Origin of the sequence: Ruegeria sp. MALMAid1280, assembly GCF_049195285.1 — a bacterium.
Taxonomy (GTDB): domain Bacteria; phylum Pseudomonadota; class Alphaproteobacteria; order Rhodobacterales; family Rhodobacteraceae; genus Ruegeria.
This window is the reverse complement of sequence record NZ_JBMIRT010000059.1, coordinates 616,028-639,592: the sequence shown is the minus strand read 5'-3', so window position 1 is coordinate 639,592 and position 23,565 is coordinate 616,028. Positions and strand designations below refer to the sequence as shown.

Genomic DNA, 23,565 nt, shown 5'->3' with positions numbered 1-23,565 from the left:
CAAATCTACAACGCGCCCGTATACGCTTCGGGCGCGTTTTGTTATGCGACAACGCTCCTGAGCCGCTCGAGATCATGAATAATGACGGATTTGTATTCACTCTCAACGCCGATATGACGCAGCTTGCCAAACGCACGAGACAGGCTTTCTGGCTTCATCCCAAGCATCGAAGCCAGAACGACCTTGTCGAATGGCAACTCAAGCCTGCTTTGACCGCCCTGTTTGCCGGACAACCGAACCAGAAAATTGCACAAGCGTTCATAGCCGGTCAGAACCTTCAGTTCTTCCACCTCGTGCATCATTTCATGCAAATGGGAGGATGCCGCGGACAGCACAGCCACGGCGATTTCATGCATTGCGTTGTGACAGGCGCACACAGCCGAGATATCAAGAAACAGAATTTCGCAATCCGAGACGGCCTCGACATTGGCTGCGCTTGGTGCACCACGCAACGCCCAGATTTCATCGAAACTCTGCCCGCTTGTTAGCATCGCCAACATTGCCTCATGGCCCGACGGCGAAACCCGGTAAAGCTTGACCCACCCCTCCAATACGATCTTCAAAGATCGACACGGTTCATCTTGCAAACAAATCGTCTGGCCTCGAGTAAAAGACTTCTTTTGAGAACGAGATAACAAGCATTTGCGCACTTTCGGCGACAGTTGCTCTAACAATGGACTGGGCTGTTGATAATCTTGACTAAAGTCAAACATGGCGGCTTCCGGCTGAGAACAAAACCCTGCTAATGGAAGCAAACAAATATCAGTTTGATATGGATCAATTTTTAAGCAATTGTAATCTTGGAATAAATTCACAACCCGGAATGTGATCGCAAAAAAACTGAACAATAAATGCCCCATAGTACAGCTATTTCAGTTAGCTACCCTTTGACCGTTGCCGTTATTCTTGACCCCGGAATCGTGCTGCGCCATCACGTTTCTTTCGGCAGTCCAAGCACAACATAACGCACAATAAGACCGACCAGTCGCCGTTTATCGGGAATCGGCATTTAACACTCGGCGCAATGGGTCAGAATTTCCCCCGCGAGGCACTTTTGTGACCGCATCCGGGGCGGTCTCTCGGACTTGGACACCTCTATCTGTTCACTTACCGCGCCCGGCATCCTGACATGGGCGTCTCTACTGATATCGAAGCATCACAGGAAACTGCTGGCGCCGTTCGGCCTGAACGCAAGTAATCCGAAATTCCGGGACAAGGGCCTATCGATGATAACGGGTTTCATCGACGAACTGGGTGCAATGGAAGGGGGATCACTTTTGGCCATTGGTCGTCAGGAATACGGCGGCCACGATCAACACGGCTCCGAGGGCTGCAATCGGTGTGATTGCGGCCCCCAGAAACAGGGCCGAGTTGATGAAGGTGAACACGACGGATGCAGCAAACATCAGCGTCGCGGTCAGCGTCGACACCCGCGCGGCAGCCTCATACCAAAGATAGTAGGCCAGCGCGGTTGGCAACACCCCCAACAAAAGCAGGAACACCACGTCATTGACCGTTGGCACCTGCAGTGAGAACATGGCCAGAGGCAGCAACAGCACGCCCGCGCACGTGAAGATGCCGAACAGGAAATTCAACCGTTCTCCCGTCGATTCCGAGTTGCGCATCGCCCGGCTGCTGGAGACCAGAAACACCGCCCAGCTGAGCCCCGCCCCGATTTCCAGAAGATCGCCGAACAAGGGTTCTCCGCCCCCCTGAAAATCTTGGTAAACGGTCAGAAAAACACCCAGAATGGCCAAACCGGTGGCCAGAACGTCGGTGCGTGTGACCGGCGTGTCGGCAATGAAATACAGGAATACCAGAACAAAGAACGGTGCTGTGTTCTCTAACACCATCGCATTTGCGGCACCGGTATGCTCGAGCCCGATATGGAACAGGATATAGTTGACTACGGTGGACAAAACGGCCAGTCGAAAGTTCCAGTCCCCCAGCCGGATCGACACGGAAACCCGCATCACCCGCAGCATGCAATAGATCGCCAGAGCCGCGATAAACAGGCGCGTAACGGCGATTTGCAGCCCACCCAGATCGCTGGTTAGATAACGGACAATGACGCTGTGCGTGCCCCACAGGAATGCGGCGAGAAACCCAAGAACCAGACCGTTTTGCAGAAGGTTGGTTTTGGGCATCCCTCTGCCCGCTTATTTCAGCTGACTGTCTTTGGAGCCGCGCCGATTGATACCTGCGCGATTTTTGTAGGTCCCATCGCGCTCTTGCTGGCAATCGAGGCACAGCTTGACGCCCGGCAAGGCCAGCCGTCGTTTTTCGGGAATCGGCTCTTCGCACTCGGCGCAATGGGTCAGGCTTTCCCCAACGGGGCGCTTTTGCGCCTGCATCCGGGCCAGTTCGTCCGATATGGACGCCTCAATCTGTTCACTTACCGCGCCATCGCGCGCCCAACCGCCTGCCATGGGCCTCTCTCCTGATCAGGTGCCCGCCAGATTAGCCCGGCTGCGCGGGACGTGGCAAGTCAGAGAGGCACGGCCCCTTTCAAAACCCGATCAATCATTTCCTGCGTCCCGCGCGAGAATTCCAGCGGGCACGGATAGTCTGCCCCTTCGCGTACCGAACGGCAAAACGCCTCAACCTGCAGTTTGTAATGGTCGTCGCCCGGAAAGCGCGTGACTTGAAGCTCAAGCCCCGGGCGGTGCAGCTCAACCCGCGCTTCGCCAAAGACCCGCGCGTTGAATGGCGCGGTCAGACGGATCACACCGCCTTCGCCATGAAACACCATTTCCTGATGCGGGTGCATCCGGATCGAGACATAACTGGAATAGGTGAAATCCGGGAATTGCGCGCGGATCTCGGTAAAGGTGTCGATCCCGTCCTCCCACCGGATCGCGGAGTCGACCTGCACCGGTTCCTGCCCCGTCGCAAACCGTGCGCCGCCGATCACGTAGACGCCGATATCCCGCAGCCCTCCGCCACCGGTTTCTGCTCGGTTGCGGATGTTCGTGGTATCCGCGCGATTGTCAAAACTGAACGCACCGGTCACATGCACCAGCCTACCGATGGCCCCGTCCGCAATCAGCTTTCGCACCAACTGCCACTGCGGGTGATGCACGATCATATAGGCCTCGGCCGCCAGCAACCCGGTCTCATCCCGCTTTTTGATCAGCGGCGCGAACTCGGTCGCAGTCATGGCCATGGGCTTTTCACACAGCACATGCTTGCCTGCGTCCAGCGCCTTGAGGGCCCATTCCACATGCAGGTGATTGGGCAGCGGGATGTAGACGGCTTCGATCTGAGGATCGGCCAGCATCGCCTCGTAGCTGTTAAAGATCGTCAGGTCGGGGCAAAAGGCCTGGAACGGTTTGGCCTTGTCTGCGCTTGACGTCGCCAGCCCTGCCAGACGTGCCCCATTGGCCGCATGGATCGCCGGCGCCATGAACTGGCGCGCAAATTTGGCGGCGCCCAGAACACCCCATTGAACTGGTTGTTGCATATGTCCCTCCGACATGGGTGAATAAGGATGTAATTCGACGGTTATCGCTAACAACCCTTTTTCCGTCCTTCTAGCAACCCACCGACGTTAAGTCAGGCTTTTATCTGCACCGTACCGCCCTAATCTGCCCTCATCAGTCGAGAGGGAGTGAGAATGAAGAGGGTCTTCAAATGGATAGGTGGACTGCTTGTGCTTGCCGTGATCATCGGCGCAGTGGTGTTTTTCGGGGTTCTACCGCCCTACATCGAAGCAAAGCGCAACAATGTGATCAATCATACCCCCTTTGACGTATCCGGTGACGCCGCCGCCTTGCACGAGACCCTGATTGTCGGCGACCTGCACGCAGACCCGCTGTTGTGGAGCCGTGATCTGACCGAGCGCGGCGCACGGGGTCAGGTTGATATCCCCCGCCTGATCGAAGGCAATGTCGCCTTGCAGGTCTTTACTGCCGTGACCAAATCCCCCGCCGGGCAGAACTATGAGGCCAATTCGGCCGAGGCGTTCGACAACATCACTCTTCTTGCAATCGGACAGCTTTGGCCCCTGCGCACCTGGGATAGTCTGAAGGAACGCGCTGTCTATCAGGCCGAAAAGCTGCACCAGTTCGAGGCTGCCTCGGATGGGCGCTTGAAGGTTGTGAAAACCCAGGCCGATCTGGACGCTGTATTGTCCGCCCGAGCCGCGGGCCAACCGGTTGTCGGTGGCATTCTTGGCATCGAAGGCGCACATGCGTTGGAAGGGGAACTGAGCAATCTGGACACGCTGTTCGATGCCGGGCACCGCGTCTTTGGCCTGCACCACTTTTTCGACAACGAACTGGGCGGGTCGCTGCATGGGTTTGGCGGCACTGGCCTGACCGATTTCGGCCGTCAGGTGGTGTCCGAACTGGCTCAGCGCCCTGTGGTCATCGACCTTGCGCACTCCAGCCCACAGGTCGCCCGGGAAGTGATCGCCATGACCGACGTCCCCCTGATTGTCAGCCACGGCGGCCTGCACGGGTTCTGCCCGATCAAACGCAACTTTCCGGACAACCTGATGCAGGAGATCGCCGCAACCGGAGGCGTCATCGGCATGGGGTATTGGGCGGATGTGACCTGCGGCGACATCACTCCGACGGGTATCGCCAAGATGATCAAAGCTGCGATTGAAACCGTGGGAGAGGATCACGTGTCACTGGGATCGGACTATGATGGTTCGGTCGAAACGGCGTTTGACACCTCGGAGCTGGCCGCCTTGACATCGGCCTTGCTGGCGCAGGGTCTGACCGAAACGCAGGTTCGCAAGGTGATGGGTGAAAACATGGTGCGCGTTTTCAGGCAACAATTGCACTAGATGAAACCTGCGCCACAACCGCATGATTTCACGTTCGGATTTTGCGCAAGAATGAGCGGCTTAACGTCCGATTCAAATCGCGACATCCGAATTTCGTGATCCGTATTCCGACCACCCCCGTACCAATTGTATCGCCGGTGGGAAGTTGTGCCCTTGCAGGCCTTTCCCCAACCAATGGCGACAAACAGGGTGGGAGATGAACCGAAATGCCAGACATGACAGACGGACCAACGATCACGGAACGCGTTATTCAAATCAGCGGAAATCCGGGAACATTCGACAACAATGGAGACGATTTCGACATCCTCCGCGAAGCCGTTATCGCGGCAGGACTTGCTGGAACACTGGACAGCGACGCGGTTGACCTGACCGTATTCGCACCAACCGACGCAGCCTTCGTGGCCCTGGCGCAGGCCTTGGGCTATGGCGGCTCGGATGAGGCCGGGGCACTTGGGTACATCGTGAAGGCGCTGACCCTGCTGGGCGGCGGTGATCCCCTGCCCTTGCTGACCAACATCCTCAAATATCACGTCGTCGACGGATCATTCACCAAAGAAGCCGTTGTCGGCCTTGGGGACGGCGCCCAGATCGAAACCTTATTGGGAAAAAGTCTGGAACTGAACCTGCTGAGCACCCCTCCAAGCCTCGAAGACGCGGACCCCGGCATTGCGGATCCAGGGCTGATTGCCTTCGACGTCGAGGCCTCGAACGGGATCATCCACGTCCTTGACGGCGTGCTGCTGCCAGTCTCGGTTACCGGCATTCTGGGGCAGAAGAACACGGATTTCATCCTTGGCGACGACTCGGACGAGTTTCACTTTACCGGACGCGGTCATGACTTTGTCCATGGCGGTGGTGGCAATGACTTCATCATCGCCGGGCGCGGCAATGATGTTGCCTTGGGCGGCAGCGGACATGACATCATGTTCGGTGGTCGCGGCAAGGACATCCTGCGCGGTGACGAAGGCGATGATTCCATCTTTGGCGGTCGCGGCAAGGATCTGATAGATAGCGGAGCCGGAGATGATTTTCTGATCGGCGGACGCGGGCACGATACCTTCTTCTTTGACGATGGCGACGGAGAGGACCTTATCCTCGACTTCAAGGTCGGCAAGGACAAGATCGACCTCAGCGCCTATGACGGCATTCACAGCTTCGAGGACATCGAAGACAACATCTCGGGCGGGTTCTACAGCACAACGATCGCGTTGGCGGATGGCGACAGCATAGACCTGATTGGGGTGCGGGCCGAGCAGTTGTCCGAAAGCGATTTTGTCTTCGCGTAACAAAAAAGCCCGCCATTCAAGGCGGGCTTTCTCAGCTTGGGCAGGTCTCAGGCCGTACCCAGCATTCCTTTTTCACGCGCCAGTTCACGCATCTTTTTCTGCAGCTTCTCGAAGGCGCGAACCTCGATCTGGCGAATGCGCTCGCGGCTTACATTGTACTGCGTGCTCAGCTCTTCCAGTGTGACGGGCTGATCCATCAGACGGCGCTGAGTCAGGATGTCCTTTTCCCGATCGTTCAGCACGTCCAGCGCCGCAGCCAGCAACTCGCGCCGCGCGTCCAGTTCATCGCGCGCCTCATAGTCACCGGCCTGGTCGGCATCTTCATCCTCAAGCCAGTCCTGCCACTGCATCGTGCCTTCGCCTTCGGACCCAACGGTCGCGTTCAGCGAGGCATCGCCACCGGACATCCGGCGGTTCATGCTGATGACTTCCTCTTCGGTCACGCCCAGATCTTCGGCGATCTGTTTGACGTTCTCTGGGCGCAGATCACCCTCTTCCAGAGCGCCGATGCGGGCCTTGGCTTTGCGCAGGTTAAAGAACAGCTTTTTCTGCGCCGATGTCGTGCCCAGTTTCACCATCGACCATGACCGCAGGACGTATTCCTGGATCGAGGCACGAATCCACCACATTGCATAGGTCGCCAACCGGAAGCCCTTTTCCGGGTCGAACTTTTTGACCGCCTGCATCAGCCCCACATTGGCCTCGGAAATCACCTCGGCCTGAGGTAAGCCGTAGCCGCGATAGCCCATGGCGATCTTGGCAGCCAATCGCAGATGCGAAGTGACCATTTTATGTGCGGCTTCAGTATCTTGTTCTTCAACCCAACGCTTGGCCAGCATGTATTCTTCTTCCGGCTCCAGCAGGGGAAACTTGCGAATCTCCTGCATATAGCGGTTCAGTCCGCCTTCCGGCGTCGGTGCGGGAAGATTTGCGTAATTTGCCATGTTTCATGTCCCTCCGACAAATGTTTAAGTCGTTAACATAGGATATGGGAATCCGTACCGACTCGTTCAAGAGGTACCGTTAACAGTTTGGAATTAACGTTAGATAAAGGAAACCTAAGAAAGCCTTATTCACGTAACTTTGCGCATTATGTCAGCGGCACGCGCAGCTGTTCAATCAGTTTCTGCATGTCGTCCGGCAGTTCGGCCTCAAAACGCAGGTTTTCACTCGTTACCGGGTGTTCAAAGCCCAAAACGGCAGCATGAAGCGCCTGGCGCGGAAAGGCGCGGACAGCCTCGGCGGTCGCAACACTGAACGCTTTGGCCGCCAGTTTGCGCTTACCCCCATAAACCGGGTCGCCCACCAGACCATGCCCGGCATGGGCCATGTGAACACGAATCTGATGCGTGCGGCCGGTTTCCAGCCAGCATTCGATCAACGCCAGCCCTGTCGGGTTACCGAATGCTTCAACCACGCGCGCCCGCGTCACCGCGTGGCGACCTCCGTGAAACAGCACCGCCTGTCGTTGCCGGTCGGTTTTGTGCCGGGCCAATTGCGTGGTCAGGCGCATGATGTTGCCGGGCTCAAAGCTGACGCCTTTTACCCCGCGCAGACGGGGGTCGTTGGCATCGGGCACGCCGTAGCAAATCGCGCGGTAGTATCGCTCGACCGTGTGCGCCTCGAACTGGGCCGCAAGTCCGTGATGTGCCGCGTCCGATTTGGCAACGACCAGAAGACCGCTGGTTTCCTTATCGATGCGGTGCACGATACCTGGACGTTTTACTCCGCCCACCCCAGACAGGTCATCGCCACAATGGTGCAGCAGCGCATTCACCAGCGTCCCGTTCGGCGAACCTGGCGCGGGATGTACAACCATGCCCGCCGGTTTGTTGATGACGATCAGGTCGGCGTCCTCGAAGACGACCTCCAGCGGGATGTTTTCGGGGCCGATATGGCTGTCTTCAGCTTCACCCACGGTGATCGTCACTGAGGCGCCTTCGGCAACTTTGGCCTTGGGGTCGCGCGCCTCAGCGCCATTGATCAGGACTGCACCTTCGTCGATCAACTTGGTCAGCCGCGTGCGCGACAGATTTTCCTCGGCTGGCACATCGCGCGAAAGCGCCTTATCAAGGCGTGGCGGCGGATCGGCCGCGATCTGAAATTCTATCTGGCGAGTGCCCATGACTGTCCCTTCCGAACCCCAAGAACCGCAGGAAACGCCACAGCTTCGCCTGCTGCGGAGGATGGTCATGCTGCTGACCGCGGTGATGATTGGCGGGGTTCTAGTGACATTCGCACTGATTGTCATCCGGCTATCGGACAGAACCCCCACCCTGCCCGATCAGGTCGAACTGCCCAACGGCGCTAAGGCGCAGGCCGTGACCATCGGCAACAATTGGTACGCGGTGGTGACGGACGACAACCGCATTCTGATCTTTGACAAGACAACCGGCCGCCAGCGTCAGGAAATCGCCATCGAGCCCTGATACTCAGTTTTCCAGCGCCATGCGGAACACGATCTCGGACGCGCGACGCAGGGCGTCATATTCCTGCGCCGTGTCGCGGCGGAATTTCTGATCGTCTTCGCTCAGTTCAACAGGGGCAAACAACTGGGGCCGTTCGGGGAAAAACTCCTGCTGGAAAGGCACATCGTGGCGGGCGACGAATTCGTCCAGCCAGGCCCGTTCAGCCGGTTCCAAAACGTCAAAACGTCGGATCATGACCGGTTCTTCGACCACGCGCCTACGCAGGCGGCGGCTTGCCTGCCGGCCTAGCGCCCGCGTCACAATGCCAAAGGCCTCGCTGGCGGCCCGGGACTGCGACGGGTTCGAGGGCCGATCAGCCACCCAGCCATCGGGCAAAGACACACCGATATGCGACATGAAATCATCGATCACGTTCCCCTGCACCATCTGAGAACGATCATACAGGAGCGGCGAAACGGCGACCCCCGGAAACGCCTGACGGATTCGATCCATTTTCGCCGAGAAACTGTAGATACCGGGGTCAGCCTTGATCCTGTCCAACAAGTTGCGGACATAGTCGGTTGCACTGCCCCCCAATCGGCCGTTCTTGGCGCGCTGCTTGTAATCCGCCTCAAGAAAATCAGAATACCTGCGGCAATAGTAGGTGATCCGCAACTCGCGCGAGGGGATTTCCGCAAAGACTTGCGCCAGCTTGGTCAGATCGCAGTTGTAGAACATCTCGGACGACACCAGACAGGCCTGATCTCTGTGCGCTTCGTATTCGATAGCCATAGCCTCGCGAAACATGTCCATCGGCTGATTGGTCTGGTTCATGTGGAAGGCAATGATGTTGTGACTGATCGCAAGACGCCCCTGCCCTTCATGGCGCCGCCGTCCGGTTTCCATATAGCGCAGCCCCACATCGGCAAGCAGAGCCCCGTTCTGCTGCACATAACCCTGAAGCGCAGTCGTGCCGGTCTTGGGCATACCCAAATGCAGCCAGAGCATCAGACGCCTCCTGTTTCAGATGTGGTCCCGCTCATTCGTTTAGACTGGTCGCAAAATCCGCCGTCATCCGCTGCATCAACTCCTGCATCTCAGGCTGTTCGCGCAGTTGCGCAATCTTCTGTCTGTGCAGGTCACAGGACATATGGTGCAACCGGGCTGTCTCGGGGTCCGCGAGCAATTCGTAATACTGCTCGCGCTTGCGGTCGAGGATGGCATCGATTGAACCGTCTTCCTCGGCGTTATGGTTCATCATGTCCCAATACTCCATGCCAAGGCTTTCCCCCGTATGGTGGGCACGACCGCGCAGTTTCTTGACCAGATAGCTTTCGCAGGATTTCAGCGCATAGTGGTTGATCTGCACCAGATCATAGCCAACGGAATCCCGCGCAGAACGCCAGCTGCCGGTAAAGTATCGGTCCGGCATCAACCGCCCCGATCCATTGTACCAATGGCACTCTTCCATTGTTTCGACCGTGGGTCGCTTTGGCCGGTGAACCCCCAGTGTGTCCCAAAGCTCGCGCCGGAACATCGTCTTGAAACCCCAAGCCTGCGGCGGGCGAGGTTTTTGCTGCGGCGCCGCGCGCCGGAACTGATCCGACAGGAACCGGTCTTCGTACCGTACGACACCCGCATTCCCGAACAGACGCCATGTCATCGATATCATTTTCGCATCCGGCACGGCATCAGTCAGCGCCCGCAGCGTGTTGTCACCGGTTTTGATGTTGATGTGTTCGTCAGCGTCGATCACCAGCACCCAATCCTGGGGTCGCGCGATCTCCATCTTCAGGAATTTCCTGTATGCCCGTTTCTGTGGGTTGCTCTGGCGGCGTGCATTGTTGTCGACATGGATCAGGATGCCCCTTTCATCCAGCCGCTGCAGCAGCGTATCCGTACCGTCTGTGCAGTCATTGGTCATCACGACAATCTGATCGATACCGATCGCACGGCAATGGGCCACCCACTCCAGCACAAAGGGACCCTCGTTTTTCATCGGGGTCACGCTGATATATCGGGGATCGTGGTCAGACACTTACTCGCCTCGTATTATACCGCTTATTGAACTTGCGCCCATAATCCTGCGGTTTTCGCTCGGGCCACAGACTAGGCTTACCCGGCGCAACAGCCAAGAGGTATCCAGCATCGTTTTGAACGCCTGTGCCATTCTCATCAGGTCCGGGCCAACTGGTTTGCAAAACGCTTGAACGGCGGAAACAGGTCATTCGCCTTTTGCAGATAGGGCCGCGCCTTGCCCTTTTTGCCGCGCCGCAGGTAAATCTGCCCGGCTTCACCCTGAATGACCGCCGAGTTGTCATCGAGGTCAGCCGCCTGAACGATCTGGTTTTGCCCTTGCTCGGCGGCTTCATTCCGTTCCAGAAACTTCCCCATCGCAAACACCAGAAAGGGGTTTCCGGGATCGCAGGCCAATGCCTCGGCCAGTGTCATCCGGGCACGGGGCAAATCGCCATCCGCCTCATAAAGCGTCGACAGCCTTTTGTGATAAAGCGGGTTTTCCGGCCAACCCGACGTGATTTTTCGCATTTCATCAATGGCCTGTGACAAGCTGACAGCACCCAAATGCCAATGCAGCATAGTTCTGCCCCCCAGAACACCCGGATCATCATCGGTGATACCTTCGAGGGTGTCGAACCCCTCGCTCAAACGCTCCAACCGGGCGCGATCGTCAAGAATTCTGCGGGCTTTTTGATCCAGGGCCAGATCGGACCAGTCCATTAGGACGAAATCGAAATTGCAAGGCTGCCTGACCAGTACCTTGTGCTGCACCAGATACAGGTTGTTGAACGGTGGGAAGCGCCGCCGCCGCACCTGTCTCTGCACCTGCCAGTCCGTCGGCGGAAACAGCCGGGCGGAAATCTGATCGCGGTACAACATTCGGGACGCCAACACCGCCACATCCGGACGCAAAGGCTTGCCCCAGAACGCCCGCGCCAGGTAACGGCTGGCCGACCACCGTTTCTTTTGCGCCCCCAGCGTGGCAGCGCGCAACGCAAGCAAGACCGCATAGTCCTCGGACCACAGGTTTTTGTTGTCCAAGCCGGCTGCGGCAAGCTTTTCGCATTCTTTCCACTTGGACAGGTAGAAACAGTTTATCGCCTGCAAAAGCGGCATGAAGGCGTTGTCGGCCCCGGCCTCCAGAATGGGTTGGGCCAGATCGTAGGCTGTATCTATTTCATCGCGCGCGCTCAGATACTGCGCGGCCTTGGCAAAGATATGTGCCGCCTCAGACGGGTTCAGAAAGGCGCCGGGTCCTTTGGACACACGATCAACCACGTGATGATTGGCCCGCGAGATTTCTTCTTCGGCCAAGACATCCTTGAACACCAATCGTTGCCGCCCCGAGATTCGGGCAGCGGCCATTGAAAACGCCGATATGTACGGCGCCACCACCTGCTCGGCCCGTGACATCGTATACAGCTCAAGAAAGTCGCGCTGCGCCCGCGTCATGTCCGAAACATCCGCGATGTCCGACATCCGCAACAGCTTAGGGAAACGCTTCTGGAACCGGGCGATCAGTTCGGGTTGATCCGAGAACATGATGGCCGCTTGACCGGCGGTTTTCTCCAGATGCGCCTCGTACAACTCTTCCGGTTCGATCTTTGCGGGCCAGGTCGTGTGCTTCCAGGGCAATCCGTTCAGAATGTCTCCGCGGCGGATGTGATAGGCCGACACGCCCTGCCCCGATAACTTTTCATCCGCGCGGGCCATGATGGCGCGGATCTTGTCCGTGAAACCGATCTGATGGATGAAATCCCGGTATCGCGGGCGGATCGCCTCGATATCCTCCCACGGGAAGGCCAGCACTTCGAACCCTTCCTCGACCAGAACCGAGCGGCCCGCGTCGAGATGCGCAACCAGACGATCCGGGGTCTTGTCCCCCTGAAAGGCCCAGATCGGCAGGGCCTTTTTGGCAAGCCGGTCGAATTCCTTACCGCTGAGAAAGCGCGCATCCATCCAGTCCCGCGCGAACAACTCCTGTGGCTGATCCAGTTCGGGCGCGTCTGATCCTTGCGGAAACCAGTTCACCCTGTAGGTTGTGCCGAAATCCTCGGCCAGACGGATGCAGGTCAGCATCATCAACAGACGTGCGCCCATGCGGTCCTTGCGCTGTCCGATGAACACCCCTTTTGCAGGCATCACTGAGAGTTCTCGGCCAGTGCAGCGCGACGCAACGCCCGGAACCTCTGGCGGGCCTGTCGGACCAGTTGGGGATGCCGCTCACCTGCCTGCGCCGCGATGGCGCGCATGACCATCGGCAGGCCACGGCGCGCTCGCATCATCCGATAAAATTCCTCTGGCTGCAGCGATCCGTCCATCGCCTTCAGCATCACCGGTTTGAGAATATCCAGCTTGCGCAGCATCGGGGCTGCGAAGTGGTTCGAAAACCACGTCTTGAGCAATACCACGTTTTCGCCCTGCAACCGCGTGACCTGCTGCCTGTCGAGGTCAAAAAACGGATCATAGAACACATAGGCCTTGCCTGCCATCTTCACCGTTTGCGCCGCGTCGCCCAAAGGCAGGTCCCAGTCCTGCACCTGGCCAAAGCGATACCGGGTCTCCCACGGCACCAGTCGTTCATCCAGCGTGGTCTGCGGGTTGAACGCGATGACATTTGCACCAGGCACCAGTTCAGAGAAAGCCAGCGCCCCGAACCCGCCCATCGAGGCACCGGCAAAGACGACCTGATCGAATGCGTCAAAAAACCCCTCGGCCGCGCGGTTCTGGAAATAAGAGATGATCTCGAGGTCGCGATACCACGCCTTGGAGCGCGCAAAGACCCCCATATGCGACCACCCCTCATCGCGGAAAAACTTCCAACCCCAGGGTTCGCGCGCAAAGGACAGATCGTTGGCGTTGGCGATATTGTCAAAGCTGACAACCAGTTGTGACGCAGAGCGTTGATGGAAAAGCACTGAATGGCGTTCGAGCTTTTGCAGGAACCCGGTGCCGTCACCGCCGGGGTAAAGTTCGACGAACCACGGCGGCGCGGGATCGGTCAGAATACGCTCGTACCCCGTCTTGCGGTCGGGGTGTTCTGGTTTCAGCTGCTCTTTCGAAAGGTCGTCTGCCATGATCCTCAGATGAGATTATCCGCCAGCCACATCCGGAAATCCACCCAATCCGGGCGCATTTTGATTTCGGCGATTTTGGCGCGGTGCCAGTCGCAGGCCTGCCTGTGTAAGTCGCTCAGCACCGGATCTGCCTTCAACTCTTCCAGAAGCGGTGCCGCACGCCGGGCAATCGGTTGAATCGAGGCGTCGGCCTCTTTGTTGGCATTCATGTCCTGCCAGTAGGATTGCCCCTGATCCACCTTGATATGGTTCGTCCGCCCCCGGTCGCGCTTGATCAGAAATCCATCCAGCGACCGGACCGAGTAGTGGTGCAGACGTCCAAGCGAGTGGTCAAACCCCGGCCAGGCCCGCCACCCCACCTTTTCCACCGGGAACAGATTACCGCCAGCGTCGGACCAGGCGACCTCGCTTTCCTTGCCCTCTTCAATCCCTTTCGGACGATGCGGTCCGAACCGGGTGAACTTGCCGTTGTTGCGGAACAGGGTTTTCAGACCGTAGGCCCGGCCCGAGTGATAGGGAAACTCCTGATCCCCCATCTCGAAGACTTCGGTCACCGGCCGGTCTTCAAAGCTGATATTCCCCGAGCTTCCAAACAGCTTCCACGCGAATGAGATCGCATCCACCGGCTGACCCGCGCGGTTCTCGACCTCAGAAATCAGAGCGTCAAAGCTATTGTCGCCATGGCGAATATTCCAGAACTCATCCACATCCAGACACAGCAGCCAGTCGGCTTCCTTGACCTTGGGCTGACGCCGCGCCCGCCGCAACATCTGATGTTGCGGGTTGCCGCCCTCTTTGACCTCGTTCGAGACATGGGTGGCCAGCCCCAGATCCTGCAATCGGCGGGCAATATCATCGGTGCCGTCGTCGCAGTTATTGGTAAAGATCACAAAGTGATCGACCCCCAACGTTTTGTGGAACGCGACCCATTCCAGCATATAGGGGCCTTCGTTCTTCATCGTGGTGAATACGGTAATGGCCTGCGACATCAACACTTCCCGATCTGTATTGATGTTCGTCATACACAACCCCGAGGGCGTGGGCGAGACAGGAAATCACGACAAAGATAATCCACGGCAAACTGGTGCAACTCTACCCGCCCCGAACGGGCCAATCGCCAGATTTTCTGATAAGAATGGTGCGGTCGAGAAGACTCGAACTTCCACGGGTGTTACCCCACAGCGACCTCAACGCTGCGCGTCTACCAATTCCGCCACGACCGCACTGCCAGTGACTTGGTAGAGGGGCGTATAGACGCTGATGATCGGGATGTGAAGAGGCAAAAAACACGCCGGTTTGAATTCCCCGCCCGCGCCCATATCTATAGCTGCACATCACCCCCCATCACCCGTCAGGAGTCCGGACATGACCACCCCCGATCCTCGCCCCGTCGTTCAGATCGACATTATTTCGGACGTTGTCTGCCCCTGGTGCATTGTTGGGTTTAGACAGCTTGATCTGGCGCTGAAGCAGGAAAACGTGCTGGCGCGCCTCAGGTGGCATCCGTTCGAACTGAACCCCGCCATGCCGCCCGAAGGCCAGAACCTGCGCGAGCATATCATGGAGAAATACGGAACAACCGCCGAACAAAGCCAGCAGGCACGTGATCGATTGACGCAGCTGGGCGCAGAACTGGGGTTTGCGTTCAACTTCGACGATGACAGTAGAATGGTGAACACCTTTGCAGCGCACCAATTGCTGGATTGGGCTGAGTCTCAGGGTCGGCAGCATCCGCTGAAGCTGGCATTGTTCCAAGCGTATTTCACCAACCAGAAAGACGTCTCACAAACTGATATCCTGCTTGATACGGTTACGGCGGCCGGGCTGGACGCAGACGTCGCGCGATCCGCACTCGAATCCGGTGCGCATGTCGCCACAGTGCGCCAAAAGCAGGAGTTCTGGACCAGTCGGGGTATCTCGGGCGTTCCGTCGATGGTGTTCGGCGGCAAATATCTGTTGACTGGGGCGCAGGGTACGGACACCTACGCTCAGGTTCTGCAACGCTGCCTGGCCGAAGCCGCGTGACCCCTTTCCCTTAGCACATCCGCGCGATATGGAACCGTCATGGAGTGGAAGATCACCGACGGGTTAACCGACTATACCGAGGCCGTCGCCTTTATGGAGGCGCGGGTGGCTGCAATCGCTGCGGGCGAAGCGGACGAGTGCGTGTGGTTGTTGGAACATCCGCCGCTTTATACCGCAGGAACCTCGGCCCGGATCGAGGACCTGACCGACCCAGACCGCTTCCCGGTCTATGAGGCCAAACGCGGCGGGGAATACACCTATCACGGCCCCGGCCAGCGCGTTGCCTATGTCATGCTGGACCTGAACAAGCGCGGCAAGGACGTGCGGGGCTTTGTCAAAAAGTTGGAAAACTGGGTGATCGCCGCGTTGGCAGAATTCAACGTGCAGGGTGAAATCCGCGACGGCCGCGTCGGCGTCTGGGTGCGCCGGGATGACAAGCCTCTGACCGTCACCGGCCAGCCCGCCGAAGACAAGATCGCCGCCATCGGTCTGCGCCTGCGCAAATGGATCAGCTTTCACGGCATCTCGATCAATGTCGAACCGGATCTCGAGCATTTCTCGGGCATCGTCCCCTGCGGTATCACCGAGCATGGGGTCACCTCGCTGGTCGATCTGGGCCTGCCGGTGACAATGGCGGATGTCGATGTCGCCTTGAAAAAAACTTTCTCGGATTGCTTCCAGCCGGTCAAAGCCTGACCCGACAACGAATCGCTGACAGCCAAAATCGGGATTAACAATCTTTTCCCGCTGGGATTTTTGTTTCCGAACCTGAACGCAATCTACCATTTTGCCCAAAAGTTTTGGGTTTTATTCGGTGAAAGCTCACTCCGGAGAATACAAATCGCGCGTTAACGGGTACTCTATTCTTACCGTTCTAGAGTGAGTGGTGTGTTAAACCGGTGATCCCGGATATTCTGGGTATTCGGAAAAGTGTTTGGTTACGAGTCTGCCGTTCCGACCCCAAATCGGAACGGCAATTTCATTTTAGGCCCGATGCAAATCGTCATGCCCAAACCGGGGCGGTGCCGTGCAGGCCTGTTCCGCCCGTTCCAGTTCCAGCGTCACGTGACCAATTCCAAACCCGGATTTCAGCGTTTCCTTCACAGCAAGCCGTATGGAGTCTGCATCCGCCCAGCGCAGGGCAGCGATCTCGAGATGCGCAGTCAGGGCTGGCTCGCGCTCCTGCATGCTCCAGAGGTGGATGTGATGAACGCCGGCAACGCCGTCTGTCGCCTCGATGGCGGAGGCGACATCTTCGGGGATCAGATCGGACGGCGCGCCCAGCATCAGAACCCGAATGGTTTCACGGATCTCGGATTTGACGTGCCACAGGATGTAGACCGCGATCAGGATCGTGACTGCCGGATCGACCCATGTCCAGCCGAAGAGGATCACGGCGGCACCCGCAATGATGACGGCCACCGATCCCAGCGCGTCGGCCACGTTGTGAATGAAGGCTGCGCGAATGTTCATGCTGTCCTTCGCCATCGTATAGGTCAGCGCGGCGGTGATCAGGTCCACGATCAAAGCAAGGGCTGCGATCCAGACCACCATCCATCCATTGACGGGTTCAGGCTGGAAGAACCGCATGATCCCTTCGTACATCAGATAAACCGACAGGACGATCAGCGTCGTATAGTTGATCAGCGCCGCAACCACCTCGGCGCGCCCATAGCCAAAGCTCATGCGCGGATCGGCGGGGCGGCGGGCGATCTTGCGGGCAAAGAACGCGATGATCAGCGCGATGGCGTCCGAGAAATTGTGCAGCGCATCCGCGATCAACGCCAGCGACCCCGAGAGGATGCCGCCGATGACCTGCGCAAAGGTCAGCAGCATATTGACCGCTATCGCGCCGGCAACGCGCTTATCGCCTTTCGTGGGGTCAATGTGAGTGTGCCCGTGGTGATCATGTGGCATTTTACCGGAGTTCCTTGTTTCGGTTACCCACCCCATGTAATTCCTCTAGCCACTAGAGGTTCAAGAGGCGAAATACGAAAAATGTACTCGATCGGAGAACTGTCTAACCGCACTGGTGTCAAGGTGCCCACAATTCGGTTCTACGAAGAAAAAGGCCTGCTGCCCAAGCCGCACCGAACGGCCGGAAACCAGCGTCGGTATGATGAAACCGCCCTGAACCGCCTTCGGTTCATTCGTCATGGGCGCGATCTCGGCCTTCCCTTGGCCGATGTCGAAGCGTTGCTGTCTTTGGAAGGGGCACGCGGTTCGGATCTGGACCGGGCGCACGAGATTGCCGAACGGCAACTGATTGACCTGCGGGATAGGATCACGCAACTGCGAAAGCTCGAGGCCGAACTGACCCGCATTACCGCAGCCTGCGATGGCGGGCACAACCACGTTTGCGCCGTGCTCCACGCGTTTGGCGACCACAGCGCATGTCTGGGGCCGCATGACAGCAAAGACTGATCAGGCCAGTGCCGCTTTGATCTTGTCCGCGTGCTGCGCGATCAGGTCGAAGTCACCCATCTGCCCCGGGGCACGCAGCGACACGCCCTCGTAACGAGGCAGGATGTGGAAATGCAGGTGGAAGACCTCCTGCCCGCCCGCGGCCTCGTTGAATTGCTGGACGGTGACTCCGTCGGCGTCAAAGGCCTTGACCGCCGCGTTCGCCAGTTTCTGCGTTGTTGCAACCACTGCGACCAACTGTTCGGGCGACGCATCCAGCAGGTTTCGGCAGGGCGTTTTGGGGATCACCAGCAGATGCCCGTCCGACCGTGGCATGATATCCATGAAGGCCAGCGTATCGTCATCCTCGTACACACGGGTCGAGGGAATCTCTCCGCGCAGGATCTTGGCGAAGATGTTGTCGGGATCGTAAGCGTCCATATCAAGTCTCCGATTTCGGGTATTGTGCGTAGTTCTGCGGCCCGCAACCCCGTGGGTCAAGGCGGAACTCTGCCAAGCCGCGCGAATGATCGTTTGCCGCCCCTTGAAATAACAGAAGCAATCGCCAGATATGCCCTGTTCACGGCCAGGATTTCGCGGGTTTTCCTCCGCCCCGCGACAATTAATCTTGATCCAGATCAAACTCGGCCATTGAAGGTGCCTCTTTCGCATTCTAAAACCAGCAATAATACCGCGCGCCGGAGAGGTCTGGCTGCGCGGTCAGTTGCAACAGGAGGCACCTATAATGGCAGACGCAGCCATTCATGGTCACGACCATGAAGACCAGCGCAGCTTTTTCACGCGCTGGTTCATGTCGACCAACCACAAGGACATCGGGATTCTCTACCTGATCGTTTCGGCCATTGTCGGTCTGATCTCGGTTCTGATGACCGTTTACATGCGGCTCGAGCTGATGCACCCCGGTGTTCAGTACATGTGCCTGGAAGGCTTCATGGCTGACCCATGTACCCCCAACGGACATCTGTGGAACGTGATGATCACCTATCACGGTGTTCTGATGATGTTCTTCGTTGTCATTCCCGCCCTGTTCGGCGGATTTGGCAACTATTTCATGCCGTTGCAGATCGGTGCGCCGGATATGGCGTTCCCGCGGATGAACAACCTGTCCTTCTGGCTGTACGTCGCCGGTACCTCGCTGGGCGTTGCGTCGCTGCTCGCGCCGGGCGGCAATGACCAGGCCGGTTCAGGCGTGGGCTGGGTTCTGTACCCGCCGCTGTCCACGACCGAGGGCGGCATGTCCATGGACCTTGCGATCTTTGCCGTGCACGTATCGGGCGCCTCCTCGATCCTCGGCGCGATCAACATGATCACCACCTTCCTGAACATGCGTGCCCCCGGCATGACCCTGTTCAAGGTGCCGCTGTTCAGCTGGTCGATCTTCGTCACCTCGTGGCTGATTCTGCTGTCGCTGCCGGTTCTGGCGGGCGCGATCACCATGTTGCTGATGGACCGCAACTTTGGCTTCACTTTCTTTGATCCGGCCGGTGGTGGCGATCCGATCCTGTATCAGCACATCCTGTGGTTCTTCGGCCACCCGGAAGTGTATATCGTGATCCTGCCCGGTTTCGGCATCATCAGCCACGTCATCGCGACCTTCTCTCGCAAGCCGATCTTCGGCTACCTGCCGATGGTCTGGGCGATCATCGCAATCGGTGTGCTGGGCTTTGTCGTGTGGGCGCACCATATGTACACCGTTGGCATGTCGCTGCGTCAGCAGGCCTACTTCATGCTGGCAACGATGGTCATCGCGGTACCCACAGGCGTTAAGGTCTTCTCATGGATCGCGACTATGTGGGGCGGGTCCATCGAGTTCAAGACACCGATGCTGTTCGCCTTCGGCTTCCTGTTCCTGTTCACCGTTGGCGGTGTGACCGGTGTGGTGCTGTCGCAGGCCGGTATCGACCGCGCCTATCACGACACCTACTACGTGGTTGCGCATTTCCACTATGTGATGAGCTTGGGTGCCGTCTTTGCGATCTTTGCGGGTGTGTACTTCTACTTCTCGAAGATGACCGGTCGTCAGTACTCGGAATTCTGGGGCAAGGTTCACTTCTGGCTGTTCTTCATCGGCGCCAACCTGACCTTCTTCCCGCAGCACTTCCTGGGCCGTCAGGGCATGCCACGCCGCTATATCGACTACCCCGAGGCATTCGCCCAATGGAACCTTGTTTCGTCAATCGGCGCGTTCATCTCGTTCGCCTCGTTCCTGCTGTTCTTCAGCATCGTGATCTACGCCCTGCTGCGTGGCGCGAAAGAGACCCGCCCGAACCCATGGAACGAATATGCGGATACGCTGGAATGGACCCTGCCCTCGCCGCCGCCCGAGCACACGTTCGAGCAGCTGCCCAAGCAGGAAGACTGGGACAAAGGCCACGCGCACTGATCCCTGCCAACCCCAAAGAAAACCCCGCCGAATCGGCGGGGTTTTTTCGTTACCGCTCTGGATTACAGCCCAAAAGTCGCCAGAACCGCCAAAATCGGCTATCCTGTCAGAGTTTGGACATCCGGCAACCCGGGGGTATCACATGCCCGAAATTGATTTTTGGTATTCTATAGGCAGCACCTACAGCTTCCTGACGATCATGCGTCTGGACGACTGGAGCGCGGAACACGACGTCACGGTGAAATGGCGACCGTTCAATGTGCGCAGCGTGATGAAGGACCAGCAGAATATCCCGTTTGCCGGCAAGCCGGTGAAATCCGCATATATGTGGCGGGATATCGAGCGCCGGGCTGCAAAGTACCGCATCCACGCCAACTTGCCCGCACCTTACCCGATCTCGGACCTGGCGCTGGCCAATCAGGTCGCCTTGCTGGGCATGGGAGACGGCTGGGGCAAGAATTTCACCCAGACGCTGTATCGCATCTGGTTCGAGGAAAATAACGAAGCTGGCAGCGAATCCGCCATCACCGAAGCGCTGCACAGGTGCCAGCAGGACCCGCGTCTGGTGCTGGCCCGCGCCCGCAGCCCCGATACCGTCGCAGCACTTGAGGCCGAAACGGAACATGCCGCGAAACTCGGGGTTTTCGGAGCCCCAAGCCTTGTCGTCAACGGCGAAGTTTTCTGGGGTGATGACCGGCTGGACGACGCGCTGTCATGGTCGCGCGTCGGCCATGTGACCTGATCATTTCCCTTCGACACGCACCCTTGTTGCGCTAGCTTTCAACCATGCCCTACCGATGGAATCAGACCTCGGAAACCGAACAGGAGCTGCGCCTTTGGCCGCATAACTCGTTGCCGCGGCGCGGGGCGATGATCGTGATCCTGTCGGTGTTTCTGTTTGGGCTGATTCCATTGCTGGCGGTGTTGGGATCGGTGATCCTGTGGGGGCTGCTGCCCTTCCTGTTGCTGACCGTTCTGGGCCTGTGGCTGGCCATCCTGACCAACTATCGCGCCCGCAGCGTATTCGAGATTCTGACCCTGACCGGCACGAAGGCGCATCTAATCCACCATGACCCACGTTCGGGCCAGCAAGAATGGACCTGCAACCGCTATTGGGCCCGGCCCGAGATGCACAAACACGGCGGACCCGTTCCAAACTATGTCACGTTGACCGGAGATGGGCGCGAAGTGGAAATCGGAGCGTTCCTGTCCGAGGACGAGCGTATCGCTCTATACGACGACCTGAAACAAAAACTGCGCGAACCGGTCGCGCAGTAAATGCAGTCACAACATTTGAATGTTTTCAGCAGCCGCCGTTCGACGCGGCGCACAGGTGGTCCTTGACCATCGGGCCGACCTTGCCGAAATCCATCTGGCCGGTGTAGCGGGTCTTGAGCTCGCCCATGACCTTGCCCATGTCGCGGATCGAACCCGCTCCGGTGGCAGTAATCGCCGTCTGAATGGCTTTGGAGACCTCGTCGTCATCCAACTGCTTGGGCAGGAATTCCTCGATAACCTCGACCTCGCGCAGTTCCCGCTCGGCCAGGTCCAGCCGTCCGCCCTCTTCATAGGCGCGGGCGCTTTCCTTGCGCTGTTTGGTCATTTTCCCAAGGATTTCAAGAACCTCGGCGTCGCCGCAGCCTTTGGCCTCTTCATTGTCAGAGGCCCGCGAAGCGATGTCGCGGTCTTTGATTGCAGCGTTAATCAACCGCAGCGTCGACAAACGCTCGGCATCTTTGTCTTTCATTGCTTGCTTCAGGGCAGAGTTCACCCGTGATCGCATATCCATATGATCTGTCCATCCCCATGGAAAAGGAACCCCGACCATATCGAAACAAAAAGCGCGATACAACCGGAAGTGAATATTGCTAACTCATTGATTTTACACAATAGCGCAAAATTTCAACAGACTTGACCCAGCGCCGCAACCCCCTTAGTTATGCGCCGATTTACCCAGCAGGAGAGTCGCCCGATGGTCCAGAACGCCCCGTCCAAGCCCACCGCATGTCTGGCATTGGCCGACGGTACACTGTTCTACGGGATGGGCTTCGGCGCCACCGGTCAGACTGTGGCCGAACTGTGCTTTAACACCGCCATGACCGGCTATCAGGAAATCATGACCGATCCGTCCTACGCCGGGCAGATCGTCACCTTCACCTTCCCGCATATCGGCAATGTCGGCGTGAACCCCGAGGATGACGAAACCGGTGATCCTGTGGCCGCCGGGATGGTGGTCAAATGGGACCCGACCGAGCCGTCGAACTGGCGCTCGGCCGAAGAGCTGAAGACCTGGTTGACCCGTCGTGGCCGCATCGCCATCGGCGGCGTCGACACCCGTCGCCTGACCCGCGCCATCCGTCAGCAAGGCGCGCCGCATGTAGCGCTGGCCCATGACCCCGAGGGCAATTTCGACATTGAGGCTTTGGTCGCCGCCGCACGCGGCTTTGCGGGGCTGGAAGGTATGGATCTCGCCAAAGAGGTCACCTGCGCCCAAAGCTATCGCTGGGACGAGATGCGTTGGGCATGGCCCGATGGCTATACCCGTCAGGACGCCCCCGCACATAAGGTTGTTGCCGTGGATTTCGGCGCCAAGCGCAACATTCTGCGCTGCCTCGCCTCGGCTGGTTGTGACGTAACTGTGCTGCCCGCCACTGCGACAGCGGCGGAAGTTCTGGCGCACAATCCTGACGGCGTCTTCCTGTCCAACGGCCCTGGCGACCCGGCGGCCACTGGTGAATACGCCGTTCCGATGATCAAAGAGGTTCTGGACACTACCGACCTGCCCGTCTTTGGCATCTGCCTAGGCCACCAGATGCTGGCGTTGGCCTTGGGCGGTCAGACCGTCAAGATGAACCACGGCCACCACGGCGCCAACCACCCGGTCAAGGATATGGAGACCGGCAAGGTCGAGATCACCTCGATGAACCACGGTTTTGCGGTGGACGCGCAGTCTCTGCCCGAGGGCGTGGTTGAGACTCACCGGTCGCTGTTTGACGGCTCGAACTGCGGCATCCGTATGTCCGACCGCCCGGTCTATTCGGTTCAGTACCACCCCGAAGCCTCGCCCGGCCCGCAAGACAGTTTCTATCTGTTCGAACGCTTTGCAGCCGCGATGGCGGACAAGAAAGCCACCGCATAAACAGCGTTT

The 23,565-nt window shown here is 58.3% G+C and carries 24 protein-coding genes and 1 tRNA gene; 10 read left to right on the top strand and 15 right to left on the bottom strand.

Going from position 1 to position 23,565, the window contains the following annotated elements; genetic code table 11:
• Positions 1 to 41: 41 nt before the first annotated feature.
• From ACOQFT_RS20090 to ACOQFT_RS20075, 4 genes are all read right to left on the bottom strand, one after another.
• Positions 42 to 713, bottom strand: coding sequence for a Crp/Fnr family transcriptional regulator (locus ACOQFT_RS20090; RefSeq protein WP_421599623.1), 672 nt, complete (start codon positions 711 to 713; stop codon positions 42 to 44).
• A gap of 558 nt (positions 714 to 1,271) precedes the next feature.
• Positions 1,272 to 2,147 carry a DMT family transporter gene (locus ACOQFT_RS20085; RefSeq protein WP_421599622.1) on the bottom strand — a complete coding sequence of 292 codons (876 nt, stop codon included), beginning with the start codon at positions 2,145 to 2,147 and terminating at the stop codon, positions 1,272 to 1,274.
• A 12-nt stretch (positions 2,148 to 2,159) separates the two neighbouring features.
• Positions 2,160 to 2,429, bottom strand: a complete 270-nt coding sequence (locus tag ACOQFT_RS20080; RefSeq protein ID WP_421599621.1) for a DksA/TraR family C4-type zinc finger protein — start codon at positions 2,427 to 2,429, stop codon at positions 2,160 to 2,162.
• A gap of 59 nt (positions 2,430 to 2,488) precedes the next feature.
• Complete coding sequence (locus ACOQFT_RS20075) at positions 2,489 to 3,463, bottom strand: Gfo/Idh/MocA family protein (RefSeq protein WP_421599620.1); 975 nt, start codon at positions 3,461 to 3,463, stop codon at positions 2,489 to 2,491.
• A 153-nt stretch (positions 3,464 to 3,616) separates the two neighbouring features.
• Between ACOQFT_RS20075 and ACOQFT_RS20070 the strand changes: the two genes are divergently transcribed.
• The gene (locus tag ACOQFT_RS20070) at positions 3,617 to 4,795 is read left to right on the top strand and encodes a dipeptidase (RefSeq protein WP_421599619.1); all 1,179 of its coding nucleotides are present in this window, start codon (positions 3,617 to 3,619) and stop codon (positions 4,793 to 4,795) included.
• Between the two features lie 206 nt (positions 4,796 to 5,001).
• The gene (locus tag ACOQFT_RS20065; protein ID WP_421599618.1) at positions 5,002 to 6,081 is read left to right on the top strand and encodes a fasciclin domain-containing protein; all 1,080 of its coding nucleotides are present in this window, start codon (positions 5,002 to 5,004) and stop codon (positions 6,079 to 6,081) included.
• 47 nt (positions 6,082 to 6,128) lie between these two features.
• Here ACOQFT_RS20065 and rpoH read toward each other — a convergent pair whose 3' ends face one another.
• Together rpoH and ACOQFT_RS20055 are read right to left on the bottom strand one after the other, a co-directional pair.
• Positions 6,129 to 7,025, bottom strand: coding sequence for an RNA polymerase sigma factor RpoH (gene rpoH, locus ACOQFT_RS20060; RefSeq protein WP_421599617.1), 897 nt, complete (start codon positions 7,023 to 7,025; stop codon positions 6,129 to 6,131).
• 146 nt (positions 7,026 to 7,171) lie between these two features.
• Entirely contained in the window at positions 7,172 to 8,206 is a 1,035-nt protein-coding gene (locus ACOQFT_RS20055) for an RluA family pseudouridine synthase (protein WP_421599616.1), read from the bottom strand.
• Between ACOQFT_RS20055 and ACOQFT_RS20050 the strand changes: the two genes are divergently transcribed.
• Positions 8,205 to 8,510 carry a DUF6476 family protein gene (locus ACOQFT_RS20050; protein WP_421599615.1) on the top strand — a complete coding sequence of 102 codons (306 nt, stop codon included), beginning with the start codon at positions 8,205 to 8,207 and terminating at the stop codon, positions 8,508 to 8,510. The two genes, ACOQFT_RS20055 and ACOQFT_RS20050, sit on opposite strands and share 2 nt — an antisense overlap.
• A 3-nt stretch (positions 8,511 to 8,513) precedes the next feature.
• Here the strand turns inward: ACOQFT_RS20050 and ACOQFT_RS20045 are convergent, their stop codons facing one another.
• The 6 genes from ACOQFT_RS20045 to ACOQFT_RS20020 form a co-directional block, all read right to left on the bottom strand.
• Positions 8,514 to 9,497, bottom strand: a complete 984-nt coding sequence (locus ACOQFT_RS20045) for a hypothetical protein (RefSeq protein WP_421599614.1) — start codon at positions 9,495 to 9,497, stop codon at positions 8,514 to 8,516.
• A gap of 31 nt (positions 9,498 to 9,528) precedes the next feature.
• On the bottom strand, positions 9,529 to 10,527 hold the full coding sequence (locus tag ACOQFT_RS20040; protein WP_421599613.1) for a glycosyltransferase family 2 protein: 999 nt from the start codon (positions 10,525 to 10,527) through the stop codon (positions 9,529 to 9,531).
• A gap of 137 nt (positions 10,528 to 10,664) precedes the next feature.
• Positions 10,665 to 12,650: a hypothetical protein gene (locus ACOQFT_RS20035; RefSeq protein ID WP_421599612.1), complete on the bottom strand. Its 1,986-nt coding sequence runs from the start codon at positions 12,648 to 12,650 to the stop codon at positions 10,665 to 10,667.
• Complete coding sequence (locus ACOQFT_RS20030) at positions 12,650 to 13,585, bottom strand: hypothetical protein (RefSeq protein ID WP_421599611.1); 936 nt, start codon at positions 13,583 to 13,585, stop codon at positions 12,650 to 12,652. Before ACOQFT_RS20030 ends, ACOQFT_RS20035 begins: the two co-directional genes overlap by 1 nt.
• A gap of 5 nt (positions 13,586 to 13,590) precedes the next feature.
• Positions 13,591 to 14,607 (bottom strand): glycosyltransferase family 2 protein, encoded by a 1,017-nt coding sequence (locus tag ACOQFT_RS20025; RefSeq protein WP_421599610.1) that lies wholly within the window; start codon positions 14,605 to 14,607, stop codon positions 13,591 to 13,593.
• 114 nt (positions 14,608 to 14,721) lie between these two features.
• Positions 14,722 to 14,808: transfer RNA gene (locus tag ACOQFT_RS20020), tRNA-Leu, on the bottom strand.
• 142 nt (positions 14,809 to 14,950) lie between these two features.
• Between ACOQFT_RS20020 and ACOQFT_RS20015 the strand changes: the two genes are divergently transcribed.
• Positions 14,951 to 15,610, top strand: a complete 660-nt coding sequence (locus ACOQFT_RS20015; RefSeq protein WP_421599609.1) for a DsbA family oxidoreductase — start codon at positions 14,951 to 14,953, stop codon at positions 15,608 to 15,610.
• Positions 15,611 to 15,649: 39 nt separating this feature from the next.
• Entirely contained in the window at positions 15,650 to 16,306 is a 657-nt protein-coding gene (gene lipB / locus ACOQFT_RS20010) for a lipoyl(octanoyl) transferase LipB (RefSeq protein ID WP_421599608.1), read from the top strand.
• Between the two features lie 288 nt (positions 16,307 to 16,594).
• Here the strand turns inward: lipB and ACOQFT_RS20005 are convergent, their stop codons facing one another.
• Positions 16,595 to 17,527 (bottom strand): cation diffusion facilitator family transporter, encoded by a 933-nt coding sequence (locus ACOQFT_RS20005; protein ID WP_421599607.1) that lies wholly within the window; start codon positions 17,525 to 17,527, stop codon positions 16,595 to 16,597.
• 81 nt (positions 17,528 to 17,608) lie between these two features.
• Here ACOQFT_RS20005 and ACOQFT_RS20000 point away from each other — a divergent pair, with 81 nt between their 5' ends.
• On the top strand, positions 17,609 to 18,034 hold the full coding sequence (locus ACOQFT_RS20000; RefSeq protein ID WP_421599606.1) for a MerR family transcriptional regulator: 426 nt from the start codon (positions 17,609 to 17,611) through the stop codon (positions 18,032 to 18,034).
• On the opposite strand, the gene ACOQFT_RS19995 is transcribed toward ACOQFT_RS20000, so the two are convergent.
• Positions 18,035 to 18,454, bottom strand: a complete 420-nt coding sequence (locus ACOQFT_RS19995; RefSeq protein WP_421599605.1) for an HIT family protein — start codon at positions 18,452 to 18,454, stop codon at positions 18,035 to 18,037.
• Between the two features lie 304 nt (positions 18,455 to 18,758).
• Between ACOQFT_RS19995 and ctaD the strand changes: the two genes are divergently transcribed.
• From ctaD to ACOQFT_RS19980, 3 genes are all read left to right on the top strand, one after another.
• The gene (gene ctaD / locus ACOQFT_RS19990) at positions 18,759 to 20,417 is read left to right on the top strand and encodes a cytochrome c oxidase subunit I (RefSeq protein ID WP_421599604.1); all 1,659 of its coding nucleotides are present in this window, start codon (positions 18,759 to 18,761) and stop codon (positions 20,415 to 20,417) included.
• 142 nt (positions 20,418 to 20,559) lie between these two features.
• Positions 20,560 to 21,159, top strand: a complete 600-nt coding sequence (locus ACOQFT_RS19985) for a 2-hydroxychromene-2-carboxylate isomerase (protein ID WP_421599602.1) — start codon at positions 20,560 to 20,562, stop codon at positions 21,157 to 21,159.
• A 44-nt stretch (positions 21,160 to 21,203) separates the two neighbouring features.
• Positions 21,204 to 21,695, top strand: coding sequence for a DUF2244 domain-containing protein (locus tag ACOQFT_RS19980; protein ID WP_421599601.1), 492 nt, complete (start codon positions 21,204 to 21,206; stop codon positions 21,693 to 21,695).
• 25 nt (positions 21,696 to 21,720) lie between these two features.
• Here the strand turns inward: ACOQFT_RS19980 and ACOQFT_RS19975 are convergent, their stop codons facing one another.
• Positions 21,721 to 22,206 (bottom strand): GatB/YqeY domain-containing protein, encoded by a 486-nt coding sequence (locus ACOQFT_RS19975; protein WP_170441849.1) that lies wholly within the window; start codon positions 22,204 to 22,206, stop codon positions 21,721 to 21,723.
• A gap of 183 nt (positions 22,207 to 22,389) precedes the next feature.
• On the opposite strand from ACOQFT_RS19975, the gene carA reads away from it, so the two are divergent.
• On the top strand, positions 22,390 to 23,556 hold the full coding sequence (gene carA, locus ACOQFT_RS19970) for a glutamine-hydrolyzing carbamoyl-phosphate synthase small subunit (RefSeq protein WP_421599600.1): 1,167 nt from the start codon (positions 22,390 to 22,392) through the stop codon (positions 23,554 to 23,556).
• The last annotated feature ends 9 nt before the right edge of the window (positions 23,557 to 23,565 follow it).